The 19,777-nt window shown below is 63.6% G+C and carries 19 protein-coding genes; 3 read left to right on the top strand and 16 right to left on the bottom strand.

What is annotated here, in order from left to right; all coding sequences use genetic code 11:
• Positions 1 to 14 precede the first annotated feature (14 nt).
• Complete coding sequence (locus tag ACEWQ0_RS11010) at positions 15 to 1,178, bottom strand: acyl-CoA dehydrogenase family protein (RefSeq protein ID WP_476483601.1); 1,164 nt, start codon at positions 1,176 to 1,178, stop codon at positions 15 to 17.
• Between the two features lie 212 nt (positions 1,179 to 1,390).
• Here ACEWQ0_RS11010 and ACEWQ0_RS11005 point away from each other — a divergent pair, with 212 nt between their 5' ends.
• The 3 genes from ACEWQ0_RS11005 to ACEWQ0_RS10995 all read left to right on the top strand — a co-directional run bounded on the left by ACEWQ0_RS11005 (position 1,391) and on the right by ACEWQ0_RS10995 (position 2,631).
• Entirely contained in the window at positions 1,391 to 1,783 is a 393-nt protein-coding gene (locus ACEWQ0_RS11005; RefSeq protein ID WP_476485354.1) for a hypothetical protein, read from the top strand.
• 165 nt (positions 1,784 to 1,948) lie between these two features.
• Positions 1,949 to 2,293, top strand: coding sequence for a c-type cytochrome (locus tag ACEWQ0_RS11000; RefSeq protein ID WP_476483599.1), 345 nt, complete (start codon positions 1,949 to 1,951; stop codon positions 2,291 to 2,293).
• The gene (locus tag ACEWQ0_RS10995) at positions 2,290 to 2,631 is read left to right on the top strand and encodes a c-type cytochrome (RefSeq protein ID WP_476483598.1); all 342 of its coding nucleotides are present in this window, start codon (positions 2,290 to 2,292) and stop codon (positions 2,629 to 2,631) included. The genes ACEWQ0_RS11000 and ACEWQ0_RS10995 overlap by 4 nt, the downstream gene beginning before the upstream one ends.
• Before the next feature lie 382 nt (positions 2,632 to 3,013).
• On the opposite strand, the gene ACEWQ0_RS10990 is transcribed toward ACEWQ0_RS10995, so the two are convergent.
• The 15 genes from ACEWQ0_RS10990 to ACEWQ0_RS10920 form a co-directional block, all read right to left on the bottom strand.
• A complete protein-coding gene (locus tag ACEWQ0_RS10990) occupies positions 3,014 to 3,589 on the bottom strand; it encodes a NifU family protein (RefSeq protein ID WP_476485353.1) in 576 nt (191 codons plus the stop codon).
• A 45-nt stretch (positions 3,590 to 3,634) separates the two neighbouring features.
• Positions 3,635 to 4,669 carry an alpha/beta hydrolase gene (locus ACEWQ0_RS10985; RefSeq protein ID WP_476485352.1) on the bottom strand — a complete coding sequence of 345 codons (1,035 nt, stop codon included), beginning with the start codon at positions 4,667 to 4,669 and terminating at the stop codon, positions 3,635 to 3,637.
• Between the two features lie 68 nt (positions 4,670 to 4,737).
• On the bottom strand, positions 4,738 to 6,624 hold the full coding sequence (locus tag ACEWQ0_RS10980; RefSeq protein ID WP_476483594.1) for a polysaccharide biosynthesis protein: 1,887 nt from the start codon (positions 6,622 to 6,624) through the stop codon (positions 4,738 to 4,740).
• Positions 6,621 to 7,652: an MraY family glycosyltransferase gene (locus ACEWQ0_RS10975; RefSeq protein WP_476485351.1), complete on the bottom strand. Its 1,032-nt coding sequence runs from the start codon at positions 7,650 to 7,652 to the stop codon at positions 6,621 to 6,623. Before ACEWQ0_RS10975 ends, ACEWQ0_RS10980 begins: the two co-directional genes overlap by 4 nt.
• A complete protein-coding gene (gene lapB, locus ACEWQ0_RS10970) occupies positions 7,649 to 8,818 on the bottom strand; it encodes a lipopolysaccharide assembly protein LapB (protein WP_476485350.1) in 1,170 nt (389 codons plus the stop codon). The genes ACEWQ0_RS10975 and lapB overlap by 4 nt, the downstream gene beginning before the upstream one ends.
• Positions 8,811 to 9,086 (bottom strand): LapA family protein, encoded by a 276-nt coding sequence (locus tag ACEWQ0_RS10965; RefSeq protein ID WP_476483591.1) that lies wholly within the window; start codon positions 9,084 to 9,086, stop codon positions 8,811 to 8,813. The genes lapB and ACEWQ0_RS10965 overlap by 8 nt, the downstream gene beginning before the upstream one ends.
• 7 nt (positions 9,087 to 9,093) lie before the next feature.
• Positions 9,094 to 9,387 carry an integration host factor subunit beta gene (locus ACEWQ0_RS10960; RefSeq protein WP_476483590.1) on the bottom strand — a complete coding sequence of 98 codons (294 nt, stop codon included), beginning with the start codon at positions 9,385 to 9,387 and terminating at the stop codon, positions 9,094 to 9,096.
• A gap of 71 nt (positions 9,388 to 9,458) precedes the next feature.
• Complete coding sequence (rpsA, locus tag ACEWQ0_RS10955; RefSeq protein ID WP_476485349.1) at positions 9,459 to 11,180, bottom strand: 30S ribosomal protein S1; 1,722 nt, start codon at positions 11,178 to 11,180, stop codon at positions 9,459 to 9,461.
• 105 nt (positions 11,181 to 11,285) lie between these two features.
• Positions 11,286 to 11,984 (bottom strand): (d)CMP kinase, encoded by a 699-nt coding sequence (gene cmk / locus ACEWQ0_RS10950; protein ID WP_476483588.1) that lies wholly within the window; start codon positions 11,982 to 11,984, stop codon positions 11,286 to 11,288.
• A 61-nt stretch (positions 11,985 to 12,045) separates the two neighbouring features.
• Positions 12,046 to 13,365, bottom strand: coding sequence for a 3-phosphoshikimate 1-carboxyvinyltransferase (gene aroA / locus ACEWQ0_RS10945; RefSeq protein ID WP_476483587.1), 1,320 nt, complete (start codon positions 13,363 to 13,365; stop codon positions 12,046 to 12,048).
• Between the two features lie 3 nt (positions 13,366 to 13,368).
• Positions 13,369 to 14,490 carry a histidinol-phosphate transaminase gene (gene hisC / locus ACEWQ0_RS10940; protein ID WP_476483586.1) on the bottom strand — a complete coding sequence of 374 codons (1,122 nt, stop codon included), beginning with the start codon at positions 14,488 to 14,490 and terminating at the stop codon, positions 13,369 to 13,371.
• 265 nt (positions 14,491 to 14,755) lie between these two features.
• Entirely contained in the window at positions 14,756 to 15,871 is a 1,116-nt protein-coding gene (gene pheA, locus ACEWQ0_RS10935) for a prephenate dehydratase (protein ID WP_476483585.1), read from the bottom strand.
• Positions 15,864 to 16,931, bottom strand: coding sequence for a 3-phosphoserine/phosphohydroxythreonine transaminase (serC, locus tag ACEWQ0_RS10930; protein WP_476485348.1), 1,068 nt, complete (start codon positions 16,929 to 16,931; stop codon positions 15,864 to 15,866). Before serC ends, pheA begins: the two co-directional genes overlap by 8 nt.
• Before the next feature lie 31 nt (positions 16,932 to 16,962).
• Complete coding sequence (gene serS, locus ACEWQ0_RS10925) at positions 16,963 to 18,246, bottom strand: serine--tRNA ligase (RefSeq protein WP_476483583.1); 1,284 nt, start codon at positions 18,244 to 18,246, stop codon at positions 16,963 to 16,965.
• A 229-nt stretch (positions 18,247 to 18,475) separates the two neighbouring features.
• On the bottom strand, positions 18,476 to 19,762 hold the full coding sequence (locus ACEWQ0_RS10920; RefSeq protein ID WP_476483582.1) for an adenylosuccinate synthase: 1,287 nt from the start codon (positions 19,760 to 19,762) through the stop codon (positions 18,476 to 18,478).
• Positions 19,763 to 19,777: the final 15 nt, after the last annotated feature.

Raw genomic sequence — 19,777 nt, 5'->3', positions numbered from 1 at the left:
TCGCCAGAACACGTTCAAAAGGCATTGTGCCCGGTCAATTGTCGGCCGATCACCAGCTGGTGCACGGTCTCGGTGCCTTCGTAGGTAATCACCGACTCCAGGTTGAGCGCATGACGAATGGCCGAGTATTCCAGCGTGATCCCCGATCCGCCGAGCAGGTCGCGACATTCGCGGGCAATATCGAGCGCCATGCGCACGTTGTTCCACTTCGCCAGCGAAACCTGGCTTGGGTGTAGCCGATCTTCGTCTTTCAAACGCCCCAGCCGCCAGGACATGAGCTGGGCGCCGGTAATGCGCCGCGCCATGTCGGCCAGCTTGATCTGCGCGCTCTGCGTAGCCGCAACGGGGCGCCCGAACAGCTCACGCTCCGCGCAGTAGTCCAGCGTTTCTTCGAGGCAGGCGATGGCCGCGCCGATCGGCCCCCAGGTGATGCCGTAGCGCGCCTGATTCAGGCACGACAGCGGCCCTCTGAGCCCCTTGACTCCGGGCAGGCGGTTGGCATCGGGCACGCGCACGTTGTCGAAATACAGCTCGGAGGTGATCGAGGCGCGGAGCGACATCTTGGCGTGAATATCGCGCGCTTCGTAGCCAGCAAACTCCTTCTCTACAATGAAGCCCTGCACACCGTCGTCGGTCTGCGCCCAGACAATGGCGATATCGGCAATACTGCCGCTGGTTATCCACATCTTGGCGCCGTTGAGAATCCATTCGTCGCCGTCCTTCCGCGCCCGCGTTTTCATGTTGGAGGGGTCGGAGCCGCCGTGGGGCTCGGTCAAGCCGAAACAGCCGAGCACCCGGCCAGCGGCCATTTCCGGCAGCCAGCGCTGCTTCTGCTCTTCGGAGCCGAAGGCATGAATGGGGTACATGCACAGCGAGGACTGCACCGAGGCAAAGCTGCGCAGACCTGAATCACCGCGCTCGAGCTCCTGACAGATCAGGCCATAGCTGGTCGCGTTCAAGCCGGCACAGCCGTAGCCTTCGAGGCTGGCGCCGAGCAGCCCCAACTCGGCCATCTCGGGAATCAGCTCCTCGGGAAAGCGGGCTTCGTCGAAGCACTTCGGAATCAGCGGCAGGGCCTTTTCGTCGACAAAGCGGGCCACCGATTCGCGGATCATCCGCTCTTCGTCGGTCAGCAGATCGTCGACATCGTACAAATCGAATGTATCGAGTGAGCGCATGGGCGGTAGACAATGGGTTTGGGCCAGCCTGTGCATTGTACTGGATCGGGCACTCAAGAAGGCGCTGGCAACCGAGAAAGGCTCGATTTGACCACCTTTCGTCACCATGTTAAACAATGAAGACACCGGCTCGGAGCCCGTGTGGCCCGCTGGCCTGAACTGGCCACGCGACCTGCGCCGCTCCAGCCGCGGTACACACTGGAGATGAACGCATGAGATACGCAACCGCCCTCCTCGCCGGCGTGATGCTCGCGGCACTCGGCTCACTGGCCATCGCTGCCAACGGCGAACCGGCCAAGGCACGCGTCATCAGCGGCCCGCCCAAGCTCGCGCAATACGTTTACGAGGTCGAACTCACGGCAGTCAACGGCGAATACATCGGCCCCCGGAAAATGCTCACGCTCGAACCGGGCAACTACACGCTGACCGCGCGGGTGCCGGCACGCTTCACCAAGGCGGCCATCGGCCAGCGCCTGCGGCGCGGGGATGAGAACGTGGACTTCGACATCACGCTCGAGCCGGGCCACGACTACAGCGTGCAGGTCCAGTGGCACCGGAACAACTCGGAAACGCCTTACGAGCTGATCGTCCGGAAAACCCACTGAAATGATGCCACGGCTTTCGGGGAAGGCGCCGCTGCCACCTCGCGTCGCCAACAAGCCATCGCAGCCCTTCCAATGCGCTGCGCTGTGTCAAGAAGCCGAGGTGTTTCCTACGCGCCGATCGGCTGGGTATAATGGCGGCTTGATCATTTTCCACTGGCGAACTCTATGCTGAATCGAATTCTTGTCGTTGCATTCCTCGCGATGATCAGCCAAGGCGCGATGGCACAGGATCAGGGCGAGAACGAAGGCGACGTCGAACGCGGCCGTGTTATTGCCTACACCTGTTTTGGCTGCCACGGTAAACCCGAGCAGAGAAACGTCTACCCGACTTATCCGGTACCCAGAATTGGTGGCCAGACCTCCGGCTACATCGTCTCTGCCCTCAAAGCCTACCGCGCTGGCGATCGCCAGCACCCCACGATGCGGGCACAGGCCAGCACCCTGAGCGATCAGGACATGCGCGACATCGCCGCCTACTTCGTCAGCGCCCACGGAGGAGACGACTCATGAAACCGCTCGCCCTGACCTTCGCCGCCGCCCTTCTCGTGCTGGCCGGTAACGACGCCCTGGCCGCCGGCAACGCCAGCCGTGGCCTCGAGAAATCCCAGACCTGCCAGGCCTGCCACGGCAAGGACGGCAATCTGGCGGTGACGCCGGACACGCCCAAGCTGGGCGGACAACACGCCGGCTACCTCGTTTACGCGCTCAAGCAGTATCGCTCGGGCGAGCGCAAGGACGCGCAGATGAACAGCTTTGCCAGCAGCCTCAGCGACCAGGATATTGCGGACCTGGCCGCCTGGTACGCCAGTCAGAAAGGACTGAAAACGCCGCGACTCGGCCGCCGCTAGCCTGTCCCGAGCAGGCTTTGTCGGCTCGGGATCGCAGCACGGCAAGACAAGGCGGCCGAGGCAGGGCCGCCGCTGTCGAAGTCGCGATCCCAGTCCGGCAGGTCGCTACTTGAGTTTCTATAAACTACGCATGTCTGCAGTAGCGGCAGTCGACCTTGCACCCTGGATCACGGCAATCAAGCCTGGCAGAAGGCCACATTCTGCATCTACCGGAAAGCAAGACCCGATGAGACCAGCCAGCCTGTGAGATGCACCTCCCGAATCGATTCAACCGAACCGCCGGAGTCTGATTTCACCCCGCCACTCGTTCCGTAACTCTCAGCGAGACAAGCGCACCGCCCCGCCTTTCAAGGCGATAGAATGCGTGGCGGGAGACACTGGATCAGTAGTAGGGGTTTTCTCCAGTAGCATGGTCGGTGGCGTCCACCACCTCGCGCAGCTCGGCTATTTCCTGGCGCAGCGTTTTTTCGATTCCCTGCTTGAGGGTTACATCGACCATCCCGCAGCCGTGGCAGCCACCGCCGAACTCCAGCACCACATCGTTGTCGCGGGTGACCTCAACCAGTTCGACGTGGCCACCATGCGAAGCCACCATGGGATTGATTCGGCTTTCGAGCACCCAGGCGACGCGCTCCTCCACGGGGGCGTCGTCGGGCGGGGCATTGCCCTTGAGGCCCGGCGCGCGAATGGACAGCTCACCGCCCATGCGGCTGGTCTCGAAATCGATCATCGCACCACTCAGGGTGTCTGCAGAGACCTTTTCAACAAACAGCCTGAAGGCCTGGCAGTCGACCGACGCATCACTTTCGGCCTCATCGCCGGGGCCGCAATAGGTCAGCTCCACATCGGCCGAAGGCGTGCCCGGGTTGGTCACACGCAGGCGCAGGTTGGTGCCATCGGGCTGCTGCTCGAGCAAATCGGAAAAATAGTCGCGAGCGGCGGGAGTGACAGTCAGCATGATTCAGATCACCTCGTCTGTATGTCTTTCAAATGTGCCGTCGAATCAGTCCGCTTTCAAGCGCGCGGCCAGCCAGGGCAGCGAGTGATCGTAGCGCCAATCGATACCCGAGTGGGTGCCGTCGAACTCCTCGAAATGATGCGCAATGCCCTGCGCTTCCAGCTGCTGATGCATTTGCCGGGTGCCGTATTGAATGAAGTACTGATCACGGCTGCCGACATCGATCCACAGGCCCGCCAGCTCGGCCAGGCGCTCCGCCTCGGCAGCTACACGTCGAGCAGGGTCGAATGCCAGCCAACGCGCCCATGTGGACTCATCGAGCTGGCAGGTGTGGAGATCGAAGGGCAGACGCAGGCCCAGCTGGCAGGCCTCATCGGGCGAATAGCTGGCCGCCATGCACAGCGTCATCAAGGTATGAAACTGAGCGCCGCCGGGCCGCTTGTCGCCCCAGAAGGTGCGTACGAAATGTTCGAGGTCGCCGTCATGACGCGCCAGCACGCCGGCGGCAAGCGGAAAGTCGCCGCGATAGACACGGTCGAATCCGGCATCACCGGCATGGCTGGCCGCCGCCGCCCAGTGCCCGGGATGCGACAGGCTCAGATGCAGCGCACCGAAACCGCCCGACGACTTGCCGAATACGGCCCGGGCTGCGGCCTCGGGGATGGTGCGAAAGGCGGCATCGACGGCCGGAATCAGCTCGTCGATCAGATAATCGGCGTAGGCGCCCATCGCCGGGGTGTTCACGTACTGATTGCCACCCAGGCTGGTGTAACAGTCGGGAAACACGACAATGACCGGCGGCATGGCACCCGACTCGATCAACCGATCGAGCCGTGCCGGCAGGTTCTCGCCGTGGTTGCGCCAGCTCACCTGCCCTGGCCCGGCGTTGGTGTAAGCTGCCAGGCACCACAGAACCGGGTAGTGGCGATCAACGTCATCGTCATAACCCGCCGGCAGATAGACCGGGTGACTTCGGTGCGCAGGATCGCCCAGCGCGTTACCTTTCAGGATTTGTGAACCGTGCTCGAAGCCGACTACCCGTCCGCGGCGAGCGGCGGGATCGGGACGAAGTTTCGACATCAATATCTCCGCAAATCTGGTCTGAACAAGGACAACGTGGATCAGATCAAACCGCCCCGGGGCAACGCTCAACCGGCCAGAGGGATGACCTTGCGCTCACGCCGGGGCACCTTGCCGAGCTCGGGCACCAGTTCGAGCAGGATGGATCGCAGCGCGTCATTGTCGTAGCGCATCACGGCCGCCTCTGCGCGCCGCAACTTGTCATCAATGCCGTCGAGCGCCTGGCATGGACCCTGAGAAAGAAAGATCTTTTCATGTGCCGTCGTGGCGTAGGACTCGTTCTCGTGGAAAAGCTCTTCGAAGAGCTTTTCTCCGGGCCGCAGGCCAGTATAGACAATCTCGACGTCGCGCCCGGGCTCCTTTCCGGCCAGGCGTATGAGCTGCTCGGCCAGAAAGCCGATGCGCACCGGTTCGCCCATATCGAGCACGAACACCTCGCCACCGCGCCCCAGCACGCCGGCCTGCAGAATGAGCTGCCCGGCCTCGGCAATGGTCATGAAATAGCGGGTGATCTCCGGGTGCGTCACGGTAATCGGACCGCCCCGGCGAATCTGCTCATTGAACAACGGCACCACCGAACCGGTGGAGTTGAGGACGTTGCCGAAGCGAACGGTGATCAGCTTGGTGTCTGCCGACTGATTGAGCTGCTGAATATAGAGCTCGGCAATGCGCTTGGTCGCTCCCATGACATTGCAGGGATTGACCGCCTTGTCCGTCGAAATCAGAACGAAAGTGCCCACGCCGTAGCGCACGGCGGCGTCAGCGACCCGCCGGGTACCGACGACGTTGTTGCGAAAGGCCTCGCGTACCTGATTCTGCAGCATTGGAAGATGCTTGTAGGCGGCAGCGTGGAACACCACCTCCGGGCGCGAGCGCTGCATCAGGGTCTCGACCGTGGCCGGGTCGCAGACGTCGCCAAGCACGGTCTCGACCATCAGATCGGGAAACTCGGATTTGAGCCGATAGTCAATGCGGTAGAGATTGAACTCGCTGTTGTCGACCACCAGCAGGCCAGCCGGATCAAGGCGCGCAATCTGGCGACAGAGCTCGGCGCCAATGGAGCCCCCGCCGCCGGTCACCATCACGCGCTTGCCGGTCAGGCCGGAGCGAATGGATTCCCAGTCGAGCGAAACCGGTTCCCGCCCCAGCAAATCGTCGATCGCCACCGGCTTGAGATCGTCAAAACGCGTCAGGGACGCGCCCAGCTCCTTGAGGGTAGGCACCGTTCGGAACTCGACTCCGGCACGCTCACAGACCTCCACCACTCGCTGCATTTGCGCATTGGTTGCAGATGGAATGGCAATGGCCGCCATGTCGAGATCGGCTTCCCTGGCAATGCGCGGCAGGCTGGCAATGTCGCCGAGCACCGGCACCCCGTCGATTTCGGTGTGCTGCAGCCCGCGCGCGTCGTCAAGAAAGCCGACCACATCGAAGTTACCGCGGCGACGCAGCTCCGGCAGCAGCAAGCGGCCGGAACGCCCGGCGCCCAGAATGACGGTACGGCGGGTCTGGCGGCGGCGATATACCTCCAGGCGCATGTCCTTGAACACGCGATAGGTCAGCCGCGGCACGCCGAGATTCAACAGCAGCAGCAGCGGGAACAGCCAGACCATCAACACCATGAGCTCGAGCGGCGCTTCGAGCAGCAGCAGGACGGTGGCACCGGACACGGCGGCCAACATGGTCGCGCGCATCAGATTGCCCAGATCCGGCAGGCTGGCAAACCGCCACACCCCGCGATAGAGGCCGGTTCGCCAGTGCAGAAACCCCTGCAGCACGACAATCAGATTGACTTCGAGAACAAAGCGCTGCCATTCCAGCAACGGCGCGCCCAGCAGCCATTGCGAAGCGACGCGCGCCAGCAGCCAGGCGGCAGCCACCATGATCAGATCATGGGCCACGACCAGCGAGCGCAAATTCAGGAACGCCCCTCGCTTTTCCGGCTGTTCGGTCACAATTCTGCCTTGTCGTTGTTCGCTGTCGCAGCCGGCTGAACGACTCGCCACCCCACAACAAGAGCCACGGCGAGGCCAAGTGCCAGAACGCTGTCCAGCTTTGGCCAGTGCAAGGCCGCTGCGATCACCGGCAGCACAATCAGCACATTGATCAGCTGATACAACCCCATCACTTTGGCGTGGCTCAAGCCCAAGTCAAGCAGACGCTGATAGGCGTGTTGCCGATGCGGAGTATACCACCGCTGCCCGCGCAAGGCTCTCGCCAGAAGGGTCGCGGTGGTATCGACCACGAAAACCGAAGACACCATGAAGCTCAGCCAGATGCTGATGGCGCCGGTAACCGCACCGGCGATGGCCGCGGCGGCGACAAAGGCGCCCAGAGCCAGTGAGCCGACGTCGCCCATGAAAATGCCCGCCGGCGGTCTGTTCCAGAACAGAAACCCGCCCCAGGCGCCCGCCGCTGCCATGGCGAGCATTGCCAGCTCAGGGTGGCCGGCCCGCTCGAACAATACGGCCACTGCCAGCCCGACCCAGACGCCCTGGGCCGCGGCCATGCCGTCCGAGCCGTCCATGAAGTTATACAGATTGATCAGCCAGATGACGGCAATGACGGCCAGCAGATTCCACAGCCACACCGATTCGATCATGATGCCGAAGATGGCGGCCTGCCCGATGCCACCGGCCAGTCCGACCAGCGCCACCGCCCCTGTCAACTGCAGGCAGAAGCGCCACGGCGCAGCCAGTTGATGACGATCCTCGATCCAGCCGACCGCGGCCATGAAAACGATTGCCGCCATGGGCTGCCACCAGGCTGCTAGCGCCCCCGGCCATGCCACCCAGGCAATGACCAGCGCGGCAACAATTGCCAAGCCACCGCCACGCGGCGTCGGCCGGGCATGACTGCGCCGCTGCCCGGGCTGGTCCACCTGGCCCCGCCGCAACAGCCACAGCCGCAGCGGCGCCGTCAGCGCGGCAGAGGCAATTGCCGCCAGGACCGCCAGCAGCCAGAACGCCGCGTCGGGCATCATTCTCCCAGCACGCCGGTAATGGCACGGGTGGTATGCCAGCGACGACAGCTCGGGCACAACCAGTGCCAGGCACTGCCGCTGAAGCCGCAGTGCTCGCAGCGATAGCGCGGCTGACCGTCGAGCAAACGCTTGAGAATATCCTGGATCAGTTCGGGGCCGACCTCGTCCAGGCTGGCACCCTGACGGTAAACCAGCTCGATCAGATAGTCGAGACCGCGCACGGTGGGCCGCCGCGACAGGTGAGCAAGCAGGAAGCTGACTGCAGCCCCGGGATCGTGCGTTGCCTTCTGTCGGGCCAGCGCCAGAATGGCCGTGGTCATCGGGCTGCGCTCGATCAGCGACTCCAGCCAGGACTCGAACTCGGACATGCGCTCCGCGCGCCGGTGTGCATCGAGCATGGCCTCAAAGGCGAAGCTCAGGCAGTCCGGATCGAGCTCGCAGGCGCGGCGATAAAGCGCCGCCGCATCCTCCCAGGCCTGATCCCCGGCGGCCAGTTCGGCCTGAATCAGATGGGCTCGGGGGTTGGCCGGATCATAGCGTCGCGCCTGCCGCAGAGATCGCCGCGCCGCCTCGATATCGCCGGCGTCAAGCGCCTGCCGCGCCAGCTGACAGTGGAAACTGGCGATCAGCCCGGCAGAATTCTCGCCGTCGACGCGACTGAGGCGACGCGCCTGAGTGATGGCTTTCTCCCAATCCCTTTCCTGCTGGTAGATATCGAGCAACTGTCGCACCGGGCGGATATGCGAGTCATCGTGGTCCAGCAGATCGGCGAACAGATATTCCGCCCGGTCGAGCAGGCCGGCCTGCATGTAGTCCTCGCCCAGCTCCATCAGCGCCTGGGCGCGCTGCTCATCGTCCAGGCCGGGGCGAGTGATGATGTGCTTGTGGAAACGAATGGCCTTGTCGATCTCCCCACGCCGGCGGAACAGGCTGCCCAGCGCCAGGTGCGTTTCCACCGTGTCCGGGTTGACCTCGACCAGCTTCAGAAAGATTTCGATCGCCTTGTCGGGCTGCTCGTTGAGCAGATAGTTGAGCCCGCGAAAGTAGTTGCTGGAGAAGGTTTTCGTTCGCCGGCGATCATGGCGCGCATTCTGTCGCCGGGCCAGGTACCAGCCGCTGGCAGCTGCCAGCGGGAGCAGGAGAAACAGAACCAGCAGTTCAGCCATTGGCGTGGCTGGTCAGATCATTCCCCTTGTCGTTCGACCGTGAGCGGCTGGAGCGCCGGATGCGACCGGGCAAAAAAAACAGCAGCCATGCCAGCACCAGCCCTGCAATCAGGCCGGAACTGAAGGCCAGAAGGACCAGCCCCCCAAGGGGCAGGTCGAGCTTGAAAGCCAGAAAGTCCAGACTGACGGGATCGACATTGAGCGCGCCGATCACCAGCCCGGCAGCCGCGGCAGCGATGAGCAGGAAAATCAGAAGCCAGCGAAACATGCGGCGATCAATCTGACGACGCCCCGGCGTTGACCCGCTCTCGCAGCGCCTTCCCGGGTTTGAAGTGCGGCACATACTTGCCCGGCAGTGCCACCGATTCTCCGGTGCGCGGGTTGCGGCCCATGCGCGCCGGACGATAGTTGAGCGAAAAGCTGCCAAACCCCCGCACCTCGATACGCTCCCCCTCTGACAGCGCACGACTCATCTGCTCGAGAATGCAGCGCACTGCCAGCTCGACGTCGGCATGACTGAGATGAGTCTGCTCACCGGCCATGCGTTCAATCAGTTCGGATTTGGTCATTGCTGCTCCCCGGAAAGATCCGGGCGTTCACGTTTGCAGGTGCACACGCGAACGCCCGGTGATTTGCTGTGTCAGTCGTCCTTGTTCTCGAGCTGCTCCTTCAGCAGGTCACCCAGGGTGGTGCTGCCGCCGCTGCCGGAGCGATGGTATTGATCAACGGCTTCGGCGAGCTCGTCGTCATCCTTGGCCCGGATCGACAGGGTGAGGTTACGGGTCCTGCGATCGAGCGCCACGAACTTGGCCTCGACTGTATCTCCCTCGGAAAGCACCTTGGTGGCGTCGTCCACGCGCTCCTTGGCCAGATCGGAGGCCTTGATATAGCCGTCCACGCCATCGGCAAGCTCGACAACCGCGCCCTTGGGGTCAACGGACTTGACCGTGCCGTTGACGATGGAACCACGCGGATGCGCTGCCATGTAGGTGGCAAAGGGATCCTGCTCGAGCTGCTTGATGCCAAGCGAAATGCGCTCGCGCTCGGGATCGACAGCCAGCACGGTCGCCTCCACTTCCTCGCCTTTGCGGAAGTTGCGGATGGCTTCCTCTCCCGGCGTCATCCAGGAAATGTCGGACAGGTGCACCAGGCCATCGATACCGCCTTCCAGACCGATGAAGATGCCGAAATCGGTGATCGACTTGATCGCACCGGCGACCTTGTCGCCCTTGTTGTGAGTGGCTGCGAAAGCTTCCCAGGGGTTCGGGGTGCACTGCTTCATGCCCAGCGAGATGCGGCGACGCTCCTCGTCGACATCCAGCACCATGACCTCGACCTCGTCGCCGACATGCACGACCTTGGCCGGGTTGACGTTCTTGTTGGTCCAGTCCATTTCGGAGACGTGAACCAGGCCTTCGACGCCGTCCTCGATCTCGACGAAGCAGCCGTAGTCGGTGATATTGGTGACCTTGCCGAACAGTCGGGTGGTTGGCGGATAACGCCGATCGATGTTTTCCCAGGGATCATCGCCCAGCTGCTTGAGGCCCAGCGAAACGCGCATGCGCTCGCGGTCGAAGCGCAGCACGCGAACCTCCAGCTCCTCGCCGACTTCCACCACTTCGGACGGGTGGCGAACGCGCTTCCAGGCCATGTCGGTGATATGCAGCAGGCCATCGATGCCGCCAAGATCCAGGAAGGCACCATAATCGGTGAGGTTCTTGACCACACCCTTGACCACCGCACCCTCGGTCAGGCGCTCGATCAGGTCTTCGCGCTCGGCGGCGTATTCGTGTTCGACCACCGCGCGACGGCTGACCACCAGGTTGTTGCGGCGGCTGTCGAGCTTGATGATCTTGAACTCGAGGTCCTTGCCCTCGAGGTAGGCGGGGTCACGCACGGGACGAACATCCACCAGCGATCCCGGCAGGAAAGCGCGGATGCTGTCGATATTGACCGTGAAGCCACCCTTGACCTTGCCGGAAATCTGACCGATCACGTTGTCTTCGTTTTCGTAAGACTGTTCCAGCTTGGTCCAGACCCGGGCCCGCTTGGCCTTTTCGCGCGACAGGCGAGTTTCGCCAAAACCGTCTTCGACGGTATCCAGCGCCACTTCCACCTCGTCGCCGACGGCCACTTCCAGCTCACCATCCGGCAGGCGGAACTGGTGAATGGGAACGATACCCTCGGACTTCAGCCCGGCGTTGACGATGACTACGTCTTCCCGGATATCGACAATCTTGCCGTTGACGATCGCGCCGGGGCGAAGGTCTTTTTCGGCAATGCTCTGTTCAAATAACTCTGCAAAGGATTCGGTCATTACGCTTGTTTCTTCCTGCAAGATCTGCGCGGCCCTGGCGTTCAAAGTCCGCTTGTCTCTACGGTGTCTGCGCTCGCGAGGAACGCTCGTGAAAAAACCCGACCACCACCTGTGCGGGGCCGGAACCTGACTTCAACCTCTTTTTCGCAATCAGACAGCGCCCGCTACCAGATCAAGAACCTGCTCGACTACCTGCGCCAGCGTCAATTCAGTCGAATCGATCACGGTTGCGCCCGACGCCGGAACCGTCGGCGAGACGGCTCGTTCACGATCCCTGCGGTCGCGCTCGGCAAGATCGCGAAAAAGACGGGAGAATTTAACACTTTCTCCTTTCTCTTTCAACTGTTTATGCCGGCGACGCGCTCGTTCTTCGACGCTGGCGTCGAGAAAAACCTTGACCGGGGCCTCCGGAAAGACCACGGTGCCCATATCCCTGCCGTCCGCCACCAGGCCGGGCGCGCGCCGAAACTGGCGCTGCAGATCCATCAGCGCCCGGCGGACCGCCGGCCGTGAAGCGACCTGAGAGGCCATGACCGACACGGCCTCGCTGCGCAGTCGTTCGTCGACTGCACGGCCGTCGAGCAGCACCTTCACGCCGTCGCTGCCGGAGCAGAACCGCAGATCCAGCTGATCACACAGGGCCACCAGCGCTGCGTCGTCATCGGCCTCCACGCCGCGGTCGATCGCGGCCAGCGCCACAGCCCGATAGACCGCACCGGAATCGAGCAGCCGCCACCCCAGGCGCGCGGCAACCCGCGCCGAAACTGCGCCCTTGCCGGCACCGGAAGGGCCGTCGATGGTCAATACGGGTATCGTTGTTGTCTCTTTGCGGGCAGTCTCAGTCATCATCGCCAGCCAGGCTGCGTGTAAAGTGTGAAGTCTAAAGTGCACAGAACCAAACGCCAGCCCCTCACACTTCACACTTCACACTCGAACCTTCCCACTCCATCTCCGCCCCCAGCCCCGTCATATCGTCTACAAACGCCGGGTAACTCGTCTCGATCCACTCGGCATCATTGATCGTGACCGGAGCTTCGGCCGCCAGGGCCAGCACCGCCAGGCTCATGGCCACGCGATGATCGCCGTGACTGTCAACCTCGCCTCCGCGCACCGGTCCGCCGGTGATGATGGCGCCGTCATCGAGCTCTTCCACGCTCACCCCCAGACGGGCGAGCTGACGGCACATCACGGCAATGCGGTCGCACTCCTTGACCCGCAGCTCGCTGGCACCGCGGATCCGCGTGCGGCCGCTGGCGGCGGCAGCCAAGGCCATGATCAACGGAAACTCGTCAATGGCCAGAGGCACCAGCTCCCGGGCCACATCGGCGCCCGAGAGCCGACCCGCGCGAGCTGTAATCCGGCCCAGCGGTTCGCCACCATCGGTCTGGTCGCCCTCGATGGTCATCGTCGCGCCCATGGCTCGCAGAATATCGATCACGCCGCTGCGGGTGGGATTCAGCCCGACGCGCTCGAGCTCGATCACCGAGCCGTCGACGAGCAGCCCCGCCGCGAGCACAAACACCGCCGAAGACAGGTCACCAGGCACTTCCACACGCGTGCCCGACAGCGCCTGACCGCCGCGCACGGCCACACCCGGCCGGCCATCGTGGAGCAAGGCGCCGAACGCCGGCAGCATGCGCTCGCTGTGATCGCGGCTCACACCCGGCTCGACAACCACGGTTTCTCCCTCGGCAAACAGCCCGGCCAACAGAATGGCCGACTTGACTTGCGCACTGGTGACGTTGAGCGCGTGACGCTGCCCGCGCAAGCGGGTGGGGTGGACCTTGAGCGGAGCGCAGCCTTCCCGACTGTCGATGACTGCGCCCATGCGCGCCAGCGGCTCGATGATGCGCGCCATCGGCCGGCTCGAGAGCGACTGATCGCCGACCAGCTCGATCGGCGCATCCCGCAGTGCCGGATGCCCGGCCAGGGCGCCGGCAAGCAGGCGGATACCGGTGCCTGAATTCCCCAGGTCCAGCGCCCCGGACGGCGGCCGCAGGTCGCCGCCGCGCATCCGGATCACGCCATCAGTTTCCTCAACGCCGGCTCCCAGCTGTCGCATCGCCGCCAGCGTTGCCCGGGTATCGGTACTCTCGAGGAAACCATGAATCTCGGTCTCGCCGCTGGCAATCCCGCCCAGGATCGCGGCGCGATGGGAAACGGACTTGTCGCCCGGGGGGCGATAGCGGCCGCTCAAAGCGCGCGCAGCTGGCTGAACGATCAGGCGCATCGCTTAGATCACCTCCGACAACACCGCCAGCAGGCGCTCATTCTGTTCGCGCGTGCCGATGGTGATGCGCAGGTAATCATCCAGGCCATAGTTAGCCACCGGCCGCACGATCACGCCGCGCTTGAGCAGGGCTTCGTTGAGCTCGGCACCGGAACGATCAAAGCCGGTCAGCAGGAAATTGGCCGCCGAGGGAATGATCGTCAGCCCCAGCTTTTCGAAGCCCTTCTGAAGCTGGCGCAGGCCTTCGCTGTTGCAGCGACGGGTTGCGGCAATGAACTCTTCATCACCCAGCGCGGCCTGCGCCGCTGCCAGGGCGGGCGCGTTGACGTTGAAGGCGGGCCGAACACGGTTGAGCAGGTCGGCAATCCCGGGGTTCGACAGCGCATAGCCCACGCGCAGACCGGCCAGACCGTAAGCCTTGGAGAAGGTGCGAGTCACGACCAGGTTCGGAAACTCCTCCAGCCAGGTCGAGGCGTCACCGAGAGTGTCGGACTCGGCGTACTCGGTATAGGCCTCGTCGACCACGCAGATGACCTGGGGCGGCAGCGAGCCGATGAAATCCTTCAGTCGATCACCGTCCAGCCAGGTGCCGGTCGGGTTGTTCGGGTTGGCAATGAAAACCAGCCGCGTGTCATCACCAACGCGTTCGAACAAGCCGCGCAGATCATGGCCCAACGGCATGCCCGGATGGTCGAGCGGCAGCGCCGGGGCGACCTGCGCCTGTGCGCCCATCATCTGAGTCGCGATGGGATAGACCGCAAAGGCATATTGCGAAAACACAGCCTCCAGACCGGGCCGCAGAAACGTCTGTGCGAGCAGCACCAGCACGTCGTTGGAACCGTTGCCCAGGGTGATGGCCTCTGGCGGCAGCGCATGCCTTTCGGCCAGCGCCCGCTTGAGATGAAAGCCGTTGGCATCAGGGTACAGCCAGGCATCATCGAGCGCGGCACGGGCGGCGGCAATCGCTTTCGGGCTCGCGCCCAGAGGATTCTCGTTGGAGGCCAGCTTGATCGAATCACTGACCCCGTATTCGCGCTCGAGCTCGTCGATCGGCTTGCCCGGCGTGTAAGGAGTCAGATCGCGCACACCTGGTGCGGCCAGAGCGGAATAGTCTCGTAGCTTCATTAAGATCCCTTGTTCAACTTCAAAATATCCAAAACCCCGGCACCTTTTTGCCCACGGATGGACACAGATGGAAAACAACACCACCCTGCTGGATTGGCGAGCGATCGAATGCCAGAGCCAGGCTCCGGTTTTTCATCACTGCTTTCCATTAGAGTTCCTCTTTAGAGTTCTTCTTTGCTTTTATCCGTGTTCATCCGTGGGCAAAAAGCCCTTGATCCTGATTGTCTGGTTTCATTCCTGAGCAATTATCTTCTGACTTCACGCCTCAGGCGCCGCTCTCGCCCGGCAGGCGACCGACGACGGCGCGGGGATAACAGCCGAGGATGCGCACCTGTGCCGAGCGGCCTTCGACCTCGGCCAGGGCGTTCTTGAAGCCGGGATCTTCGACATGGCCGTCGACGTCGATGAAAAACACGTAATCCCAGCGCCCTTCCCGGGAGGGCCGCGACTCGATCCGGGTCATGTTGACGCCGTGTCTGGACAGTGGCTCGATCAGGCTGAACAATGCGCCGGGGCCATCGCCCCCCGGGCCAGCCACCATCAGGGTCGTCTTGTCGTCGCCCGAGGGCGGCAACAGCTCGCGGCCGAGCACGAGAAAACGCGTCGTGTTGTCGGCATGATCCTCGATATTGGCGAACAATACCGGAATGCCGTAGATTTCGGCGGCGCTGCGCCCGGCAATCGCGGCGGCATCCGGCGCGTGGCGCACGCGACGGGCAGCTTCGGCGTTGCTCGAGACCGCGATCAGCTCGACGCCCTCGAGATGTCTTTCCAGCCACATCCGACACTGTGCCAGCGATTGCTGATGCGCGTAGACGCGCTCGACGCCGTCGAGCGAACGCGCCGCGGTCAACAGGTGCTGATGAATCCTCAGCTCCACCTCGGCGGCGATGCGCACGTCCGAATGCATGAACATGTCGAGCGTGTGCGTGACCACGCCCTGCGACGAATTTTCGACCGGCACCACGCCGAAGTCGACCTCACCGCCCTGCACGCGCCGGAACACCTCGTCGATACCGGTCTCGGAGCTGGCGCTGACCGAATGCCCGAACTGCAGAAAAACCGCCTGCTGGGTAAAGGTGCCCTCCGGCCCCAGAAAGGCCACGCGCAGCGGCTCCTGCTGGGCCAGGCAAGCCGACATGATCTCGCGAAACAGGCGCAGCATGACCGTATCGGTCAGCGGGCCATCGTTGCGCTCGATCACGCGCCGCAGCACCTGAGCCTCACGGTCGGGTCGATAGTAGTCGGCAGGCGTGGCCATCGCGCCCTTGGCAGAGCGTACCGCCTGCGCCAGGCCCGCGCGCTCGGCGATGAGAGCCTGAATACGCTCGTCAAGCGCATCGATTTGCTGGCGCACCTGACCGAGATCGATCTTATCCATGGCGTCGTTCGAATTCCTGCATGAAGTCAACCAGTGCCTCCACAGCGTCAAGAGTCTGGGCATTGTACAGACTGGCTCGCAGGCCACCGAGCGCGCGGTGGCCCTTGAGCCCATGCAGGCCGGCCGCCTCGGCCTGCTCGACGAAAGGCTGCACCAGTGATGGATCGGTCGGCCAGAAGGGCACGTTCATCACTGAACGTGCGGCCCTGGTCACCGGGTTGTGCCAGAAATCCGACCGATCGATGGCGCGGTAGAGGGTTTCCGCCTTGCGCTGATTGCGGTCAGCGATCGCTTCGAGGCCGCCCTGGCGCTCGATCCAGCGCAACACTTCCAGAGCGGCGAACCAGGCCAGGCTGGCCGGGGTGTTGTAGAGGCTGTCACTCTCCGCCCAGCTGCGATAGTCAAAAAAGCGCGGCAGCGTATCGGGCACGCGCGCGAGCAGATCACGTCGAATGAAGGCCACGGTCAGTCCGGCGATGCCCAGATTCTTCTGCGCACCGGCGTAGGCAAAGCCAAGATCACGGTAGGGATACGGCCGCGACAGGAATTCCGAAGACAAGTCCGCAGCCAGCGGTATTGCAGCTCGCGGCGGCTGCGCATACTGCAGCCCGTGAATCGTCTCGTTGCCGGTAAAGTGCAGGTAGGCGCAACTTTCGGGCAGGCGTCCGATTTCGGGCAGGTCGATGAAGCCGCCCTCCTCGCTACTGCCGACCACCTGTGTCGAGGCAACGCGCCCGGCTTCAGCCAAAGCCTTTTTACCCCAGTGCCCGGAAATCAGAAAGGCCGCCGTACCGTCGGCGGCCAGGTTCAGCGGCAGCTGGGCAAACTGAGCATTCGCGCCGCCGTGCAGCAGCAGCACGGCGTGCTCGTCGCCGATGCCGGCCAGATCGCGAAGCCGCTGTTGCAGTTCCTCGGCCACCGCCATGAAACGCGGCCCACGATGCGACACCTCGGCAATGGAGGGCAAGCCGCCGGCCGCCGGCGCCAGCGCTTCGCTCAAGCGCTCGCGCACCTCGACCGGCAGCATGGCGGGCCCGGCGGAGAAGTTGTGCACTTTCATGGCGTGCCTCCGGCGCCCGTGGGCAACACGATCATTCGGCCACTGACAGTGACTCCCGGCCGCCCATATATCGCCGCAAGGCCTCGGGCACGCTGACCGAGCCGTCACGCTGCTGGTAGTTTTCCAGCACCGCGATCAGGGCGCGGCCGACGGCCAGCCCCGAACCATTGAGGCTGTGGACCAGCTCGGGCCGGCCGGTTTCGGGGTTGCGCCAGCGCGCCTGCATGCGGCGGGCCTGGAAGTCGCCGAAATTCGAACACGATGAGATCTCGCGATAGGCGCTCTGGCCGGGCAGCCAGACCTCGAGGTCGTAGGTCTTGCGCGCGGAAAAGCCCATGTCGCCGGCGCACAGCGTCATCACGCGATACGGCAGCTTGAGCACCTGCAGCACTTTCTCGGCATGCCCGGTCAAGGCCTCCAGGGCCTGTTCGGACTCGTCGGGACGCACGATCTGGACCAGCTCCACCTTGTCGAACTGGTGCTGACGGATCATGCCCCGGGTATCCTTGCCATAGGCGCCCGCCTCGCGCCGGAAACAGGGCGTGTGGGCCACGAATTTCAGCGGCAGATGCGCTGAGTCAAGAATTTCGGCGGCCACCAGGTTGGTCAGCGGCACCTCGGCGGTCGGGATCAGATAGCGGGGCGGGTCGTCGTCGATGGCGAAGGCATCGTCTTCGAACTTCGGCAGCTGTCCGGTTCCCTGCATGGCCTCGGCGTTGACCATGTAGGGCACGTACATCTCGCGGTAGCCGTGCTCGCCGATATGCATGTCGAGCATGAACTGCGCCAGCGCCCGGTGGAGCTGCGCGACCTGTCCGCCCAGCACGGCAAAGCGGCTGCCGGCGAGCTTGGCTGCAAGCTCGAAGTCGATACCGTCGAGCATCTCGCCAATCTCGACGTGATCGCGGGGCTCGAAATCAAGCGCGGTGGGTTCGCCAACGCTGCGGGCCAGCGCGTTATCGGCCTCGTCATCGCCCTCGGGCACGGACGCGTCCGGCAGATTGGGCATGTCAAGCTGAACGCGCTCGAGCTCGTGGCGAAGCTGCTCGAGTTCATCGCTTGCGGCCTTGAGATCATCGCCAAGCCGGCCGACTTCGGTCACCAACGGCGCGATGTCCTCACCGGCGGCCTTCGCCTGCCCGATCGATTTCGAGCGGCGATTGCGCTCGGCCTGCAGCTCTTCGGTCTTTGTCTGCAGCTTCTTGCGCCGCGCCTCGAGCGCGGCGTAGTTCTCGATATCGAGGTGATAGCCGCGACGCGCCAGACGCGCTGCCACGGACTCAAGATCGTTTCTCAGCAAATGTGGGTCAAGCATGACAGTTCTTCTTCAGTCGTTGAGTGCGCGAAACCAAAAGCACCAATCCCGGAATGAATCCTGGATCCTGGATCCTGAATCACGAAACCCGAACAGAAACCGCGACCTCGATACGTCGTGCTGAAATGGCTCTCTACACCGCCCTGTTCACGAGCGCGTTTCGAATTTCGTGTTTCGGGTTTGTTTCGTATTCGAGATTTCGCATTTCGAATCCTGGCCCCTCGGCGCTTCAATCAGCTTCGAAGGGATGCCTGAGAATGACATTGGCATCGCGTTCGGGCCCGGTCGAGAGCATGTGCACCGGCGCCTCGATCAGCTCTTCCAGGCGATCAAGATAGGCGCGCGCTTCCGGCGGCAGCTTGTCGGGATCGGTCAGTCCCTGGGTCGAGCCGTCCCAGCCGGGCAGGTCTTCGTAGACCGGCGCGGCGCGCTCCCATTCTTCAGCGCCGACCGGGAATCCATCGACGCCGTCATAGTCAACGCAGATACGTACGCGATCAAAAGTGTCGAGCACATCGAGCTTGGTGATGCAAAGGCCGGTCACGCCGTTGGTGCGCACCATACGCTTGAGCGCGACGGCATCGAGCCAGCCGCAGCGGCGCGCGCGGCCGGTGGTGGCGCCGAACTCGACGCCACGCTCGGCCATCAGGCGGCCGTCGTCGTCATGCAGCTCGGTCGGAAACGGCCCCGAACCCACGCGCGTGGCGTAGGCCTTGGTCACGCCAAGCACGTAGTCGATGTCGCCGGGGCCCACGCCGGTGCCGGTCATCACGCCGCCAACGGTGGTGTTCGACGAGGTCACGAACGGATAGGTGCCATGATCGATATCGAGCAGGCTGCCCTGGGCGCCCTCGAACAAAATCGACCGGTGCTGACGCCGCAGCTCATGGAGCTCGCCGGTGACATCGGTAAACATCGGCTTGAGCTCTTCGCCCATGGCGGCGGCCTGGTCGGCAATCCGGTGGCCATCCACCGGATCGGCATCGTAGTAGCGGGTCAGCAGGAAGTTGTAGTAGTCGATCACACTGCCAAGCTTTTCCTCCAGCCGCGCCGGATCGGCCAGATCGGCCAGGCGCAGCCCCAGGCGTGAGGCCTTGTCTTCGTAGGCCGGCCCGATGCCGCGGCCGGTGGTGCCGATGGCGTTCTTGCCGCGCGATTTCTCGCGCGCGCGGTCGAGGGCTTCGTGGCAGCCAAGAATGGCGGGACAGGCCGGCGAAATGCCCAAGCGCGAACGCACGTCGATGCCCTTGTCTTCCAGCCCGCGGATTTCGGCCACCAGGGCATGCGGCGCAACCACCACGCCGTTGCCGATCAGGCAACGGGCGCGCTCGGTGAGCACGCCGGAAGGAATGACGTGCAGGACGGTCTTTTCGCCTCCGACCACCAGCGTATGGCCGGCGTTGTGGCCGCCCTGGAAACGCACCACGGCGTCGGCTTCATGTGCGAGCAGATCGACGATCTTGCCCTTGCCCTCGTCGCCCCACTGGGTACCGAGAATCACGACGGATCGAGACATTGCTTATCCCCGAAA

This window comes from Wenzhouxiangella sp. YN9, from assembly GCF_056324165.1.
Note: the sequence above shows the minus strand (reverse complement) of the source record. Positions and strands in the feature narration are given on the sequence as shown.

Coding starts and splice junctions, on each gene's coding strand:
- ACEWQ0_RS11010 (WP_476483601.1), bottom strand. CDS start 1,178: ATGCGCTCACTCGATACATTCGATTTGTACGATGTCGACGATCTGCTG.
- ACEWQ0_RS11005 (WP_476485354.1), top strand. CDS start 1,391: ATGAGATACGCAACCGCCCTCCTCGCCGGCGTGATGCTCGCGGCACTC.
- ACEWQ0_RS11000 (WP_476483599.1), top strand. CDS start 1,949: ATGCTGAATCGAATTCTTGTCGTTGCATTCCTCGCGATGATCAGCCAA.
- ACEWQ0_RS10995 (WP_476483598.1), top strand. CDS start 2,290: ATGAAACCGCTCGCCCTGACCTTCGCCGCCGCCCTTCTCGTGCTGGCC.
- ACEWQ0_RS10990 (WP_476485353.1), bottom strand. CDS start 3,589: ATGCTGACTGTCACTCCCGCCGCTCGCGACTATTTTTCCGATTTGCTC.
- ACEWQ0_RS10985 (WP_476485352.1), bottom strand. CDS start 4,669: ATGTCGAAACTTCGTCCCGATCCCGCCGCTCGCCGCGGACGGGTAGTC.
- ACEWQ0_RS10975 (WP_476485351.1), bottom strand. CDS start 7,652: ATGATGCCCGACGCGGCGTTCTGGCTGCTGGCGGTCCTGGCGGCAATT.
- lapB (WP_476485350.1), bottom strand. CDS start 8,818: ATGGCTGAACTGCTGGTTCTGTTTCTCCTGCTCCCGCTGGCAGCTGCC.
- ACEWQ0_RS10965 (WP_476483591.1), bottom strand. CDS start 9,086: ATGTTTCGCTGGCTTCTGATTTTCCTGCTCATCGCTGCCGCGGCTGCC.
- ACEWQ0_RS10960 (WP_476483590.1), bottom strand. CDS start 9,387: ATGACCAAATCCGAACTGATTGAACGCATGGCCGGTGAGCAGACTCAT.
- cmk (WP_476483588.1), bottom strand. CDS start 11,984: ATGATGACTGAGACTGCCCGCAAAGAGACAACAACGATACCCGTATTG.
- aroA (WP_476483587.1), bottom strand. CDS start 13,365: ATGCGCCTGATCGTTCAGCCAGCTGCGCGCGCTTTGAGCGGCCGCTAT.
- hisC (WP_476483586.1), bottom strand. CDS start 14,490: ATGAAGCTACGAGACTATTCCGCTCTGGCCGCACCAGGTGTGCGCGAT.
- pheA (WP_476483585.1), bottom strand. CDS start 15,871: ATGGATAAGATCGATCTCGGTCAGGTGCGCCAGCAAATCGATGCGCTT.
- serC (WP_476485348.1), bottom strand. CDS start 16,931: ATGAAAGTGCACAACTTCTCCGCCGGGCCCGCCATGCTGCCGGTCGAG.
- serS (WP_476483583.1), bottom strand. CDS start 18,246: ATGCTTGACCCACATTTGCTGAGAAACGATCTTGAGTCCGTGGCAGCG.
- ACEWQ0_RS10920 (WP_476483582.1), bottom strand. CDS start 19,762: ATGTCTCGATCCGTCGTGATTCTCGGTACCCAGTGGGGCGACGAGGGC.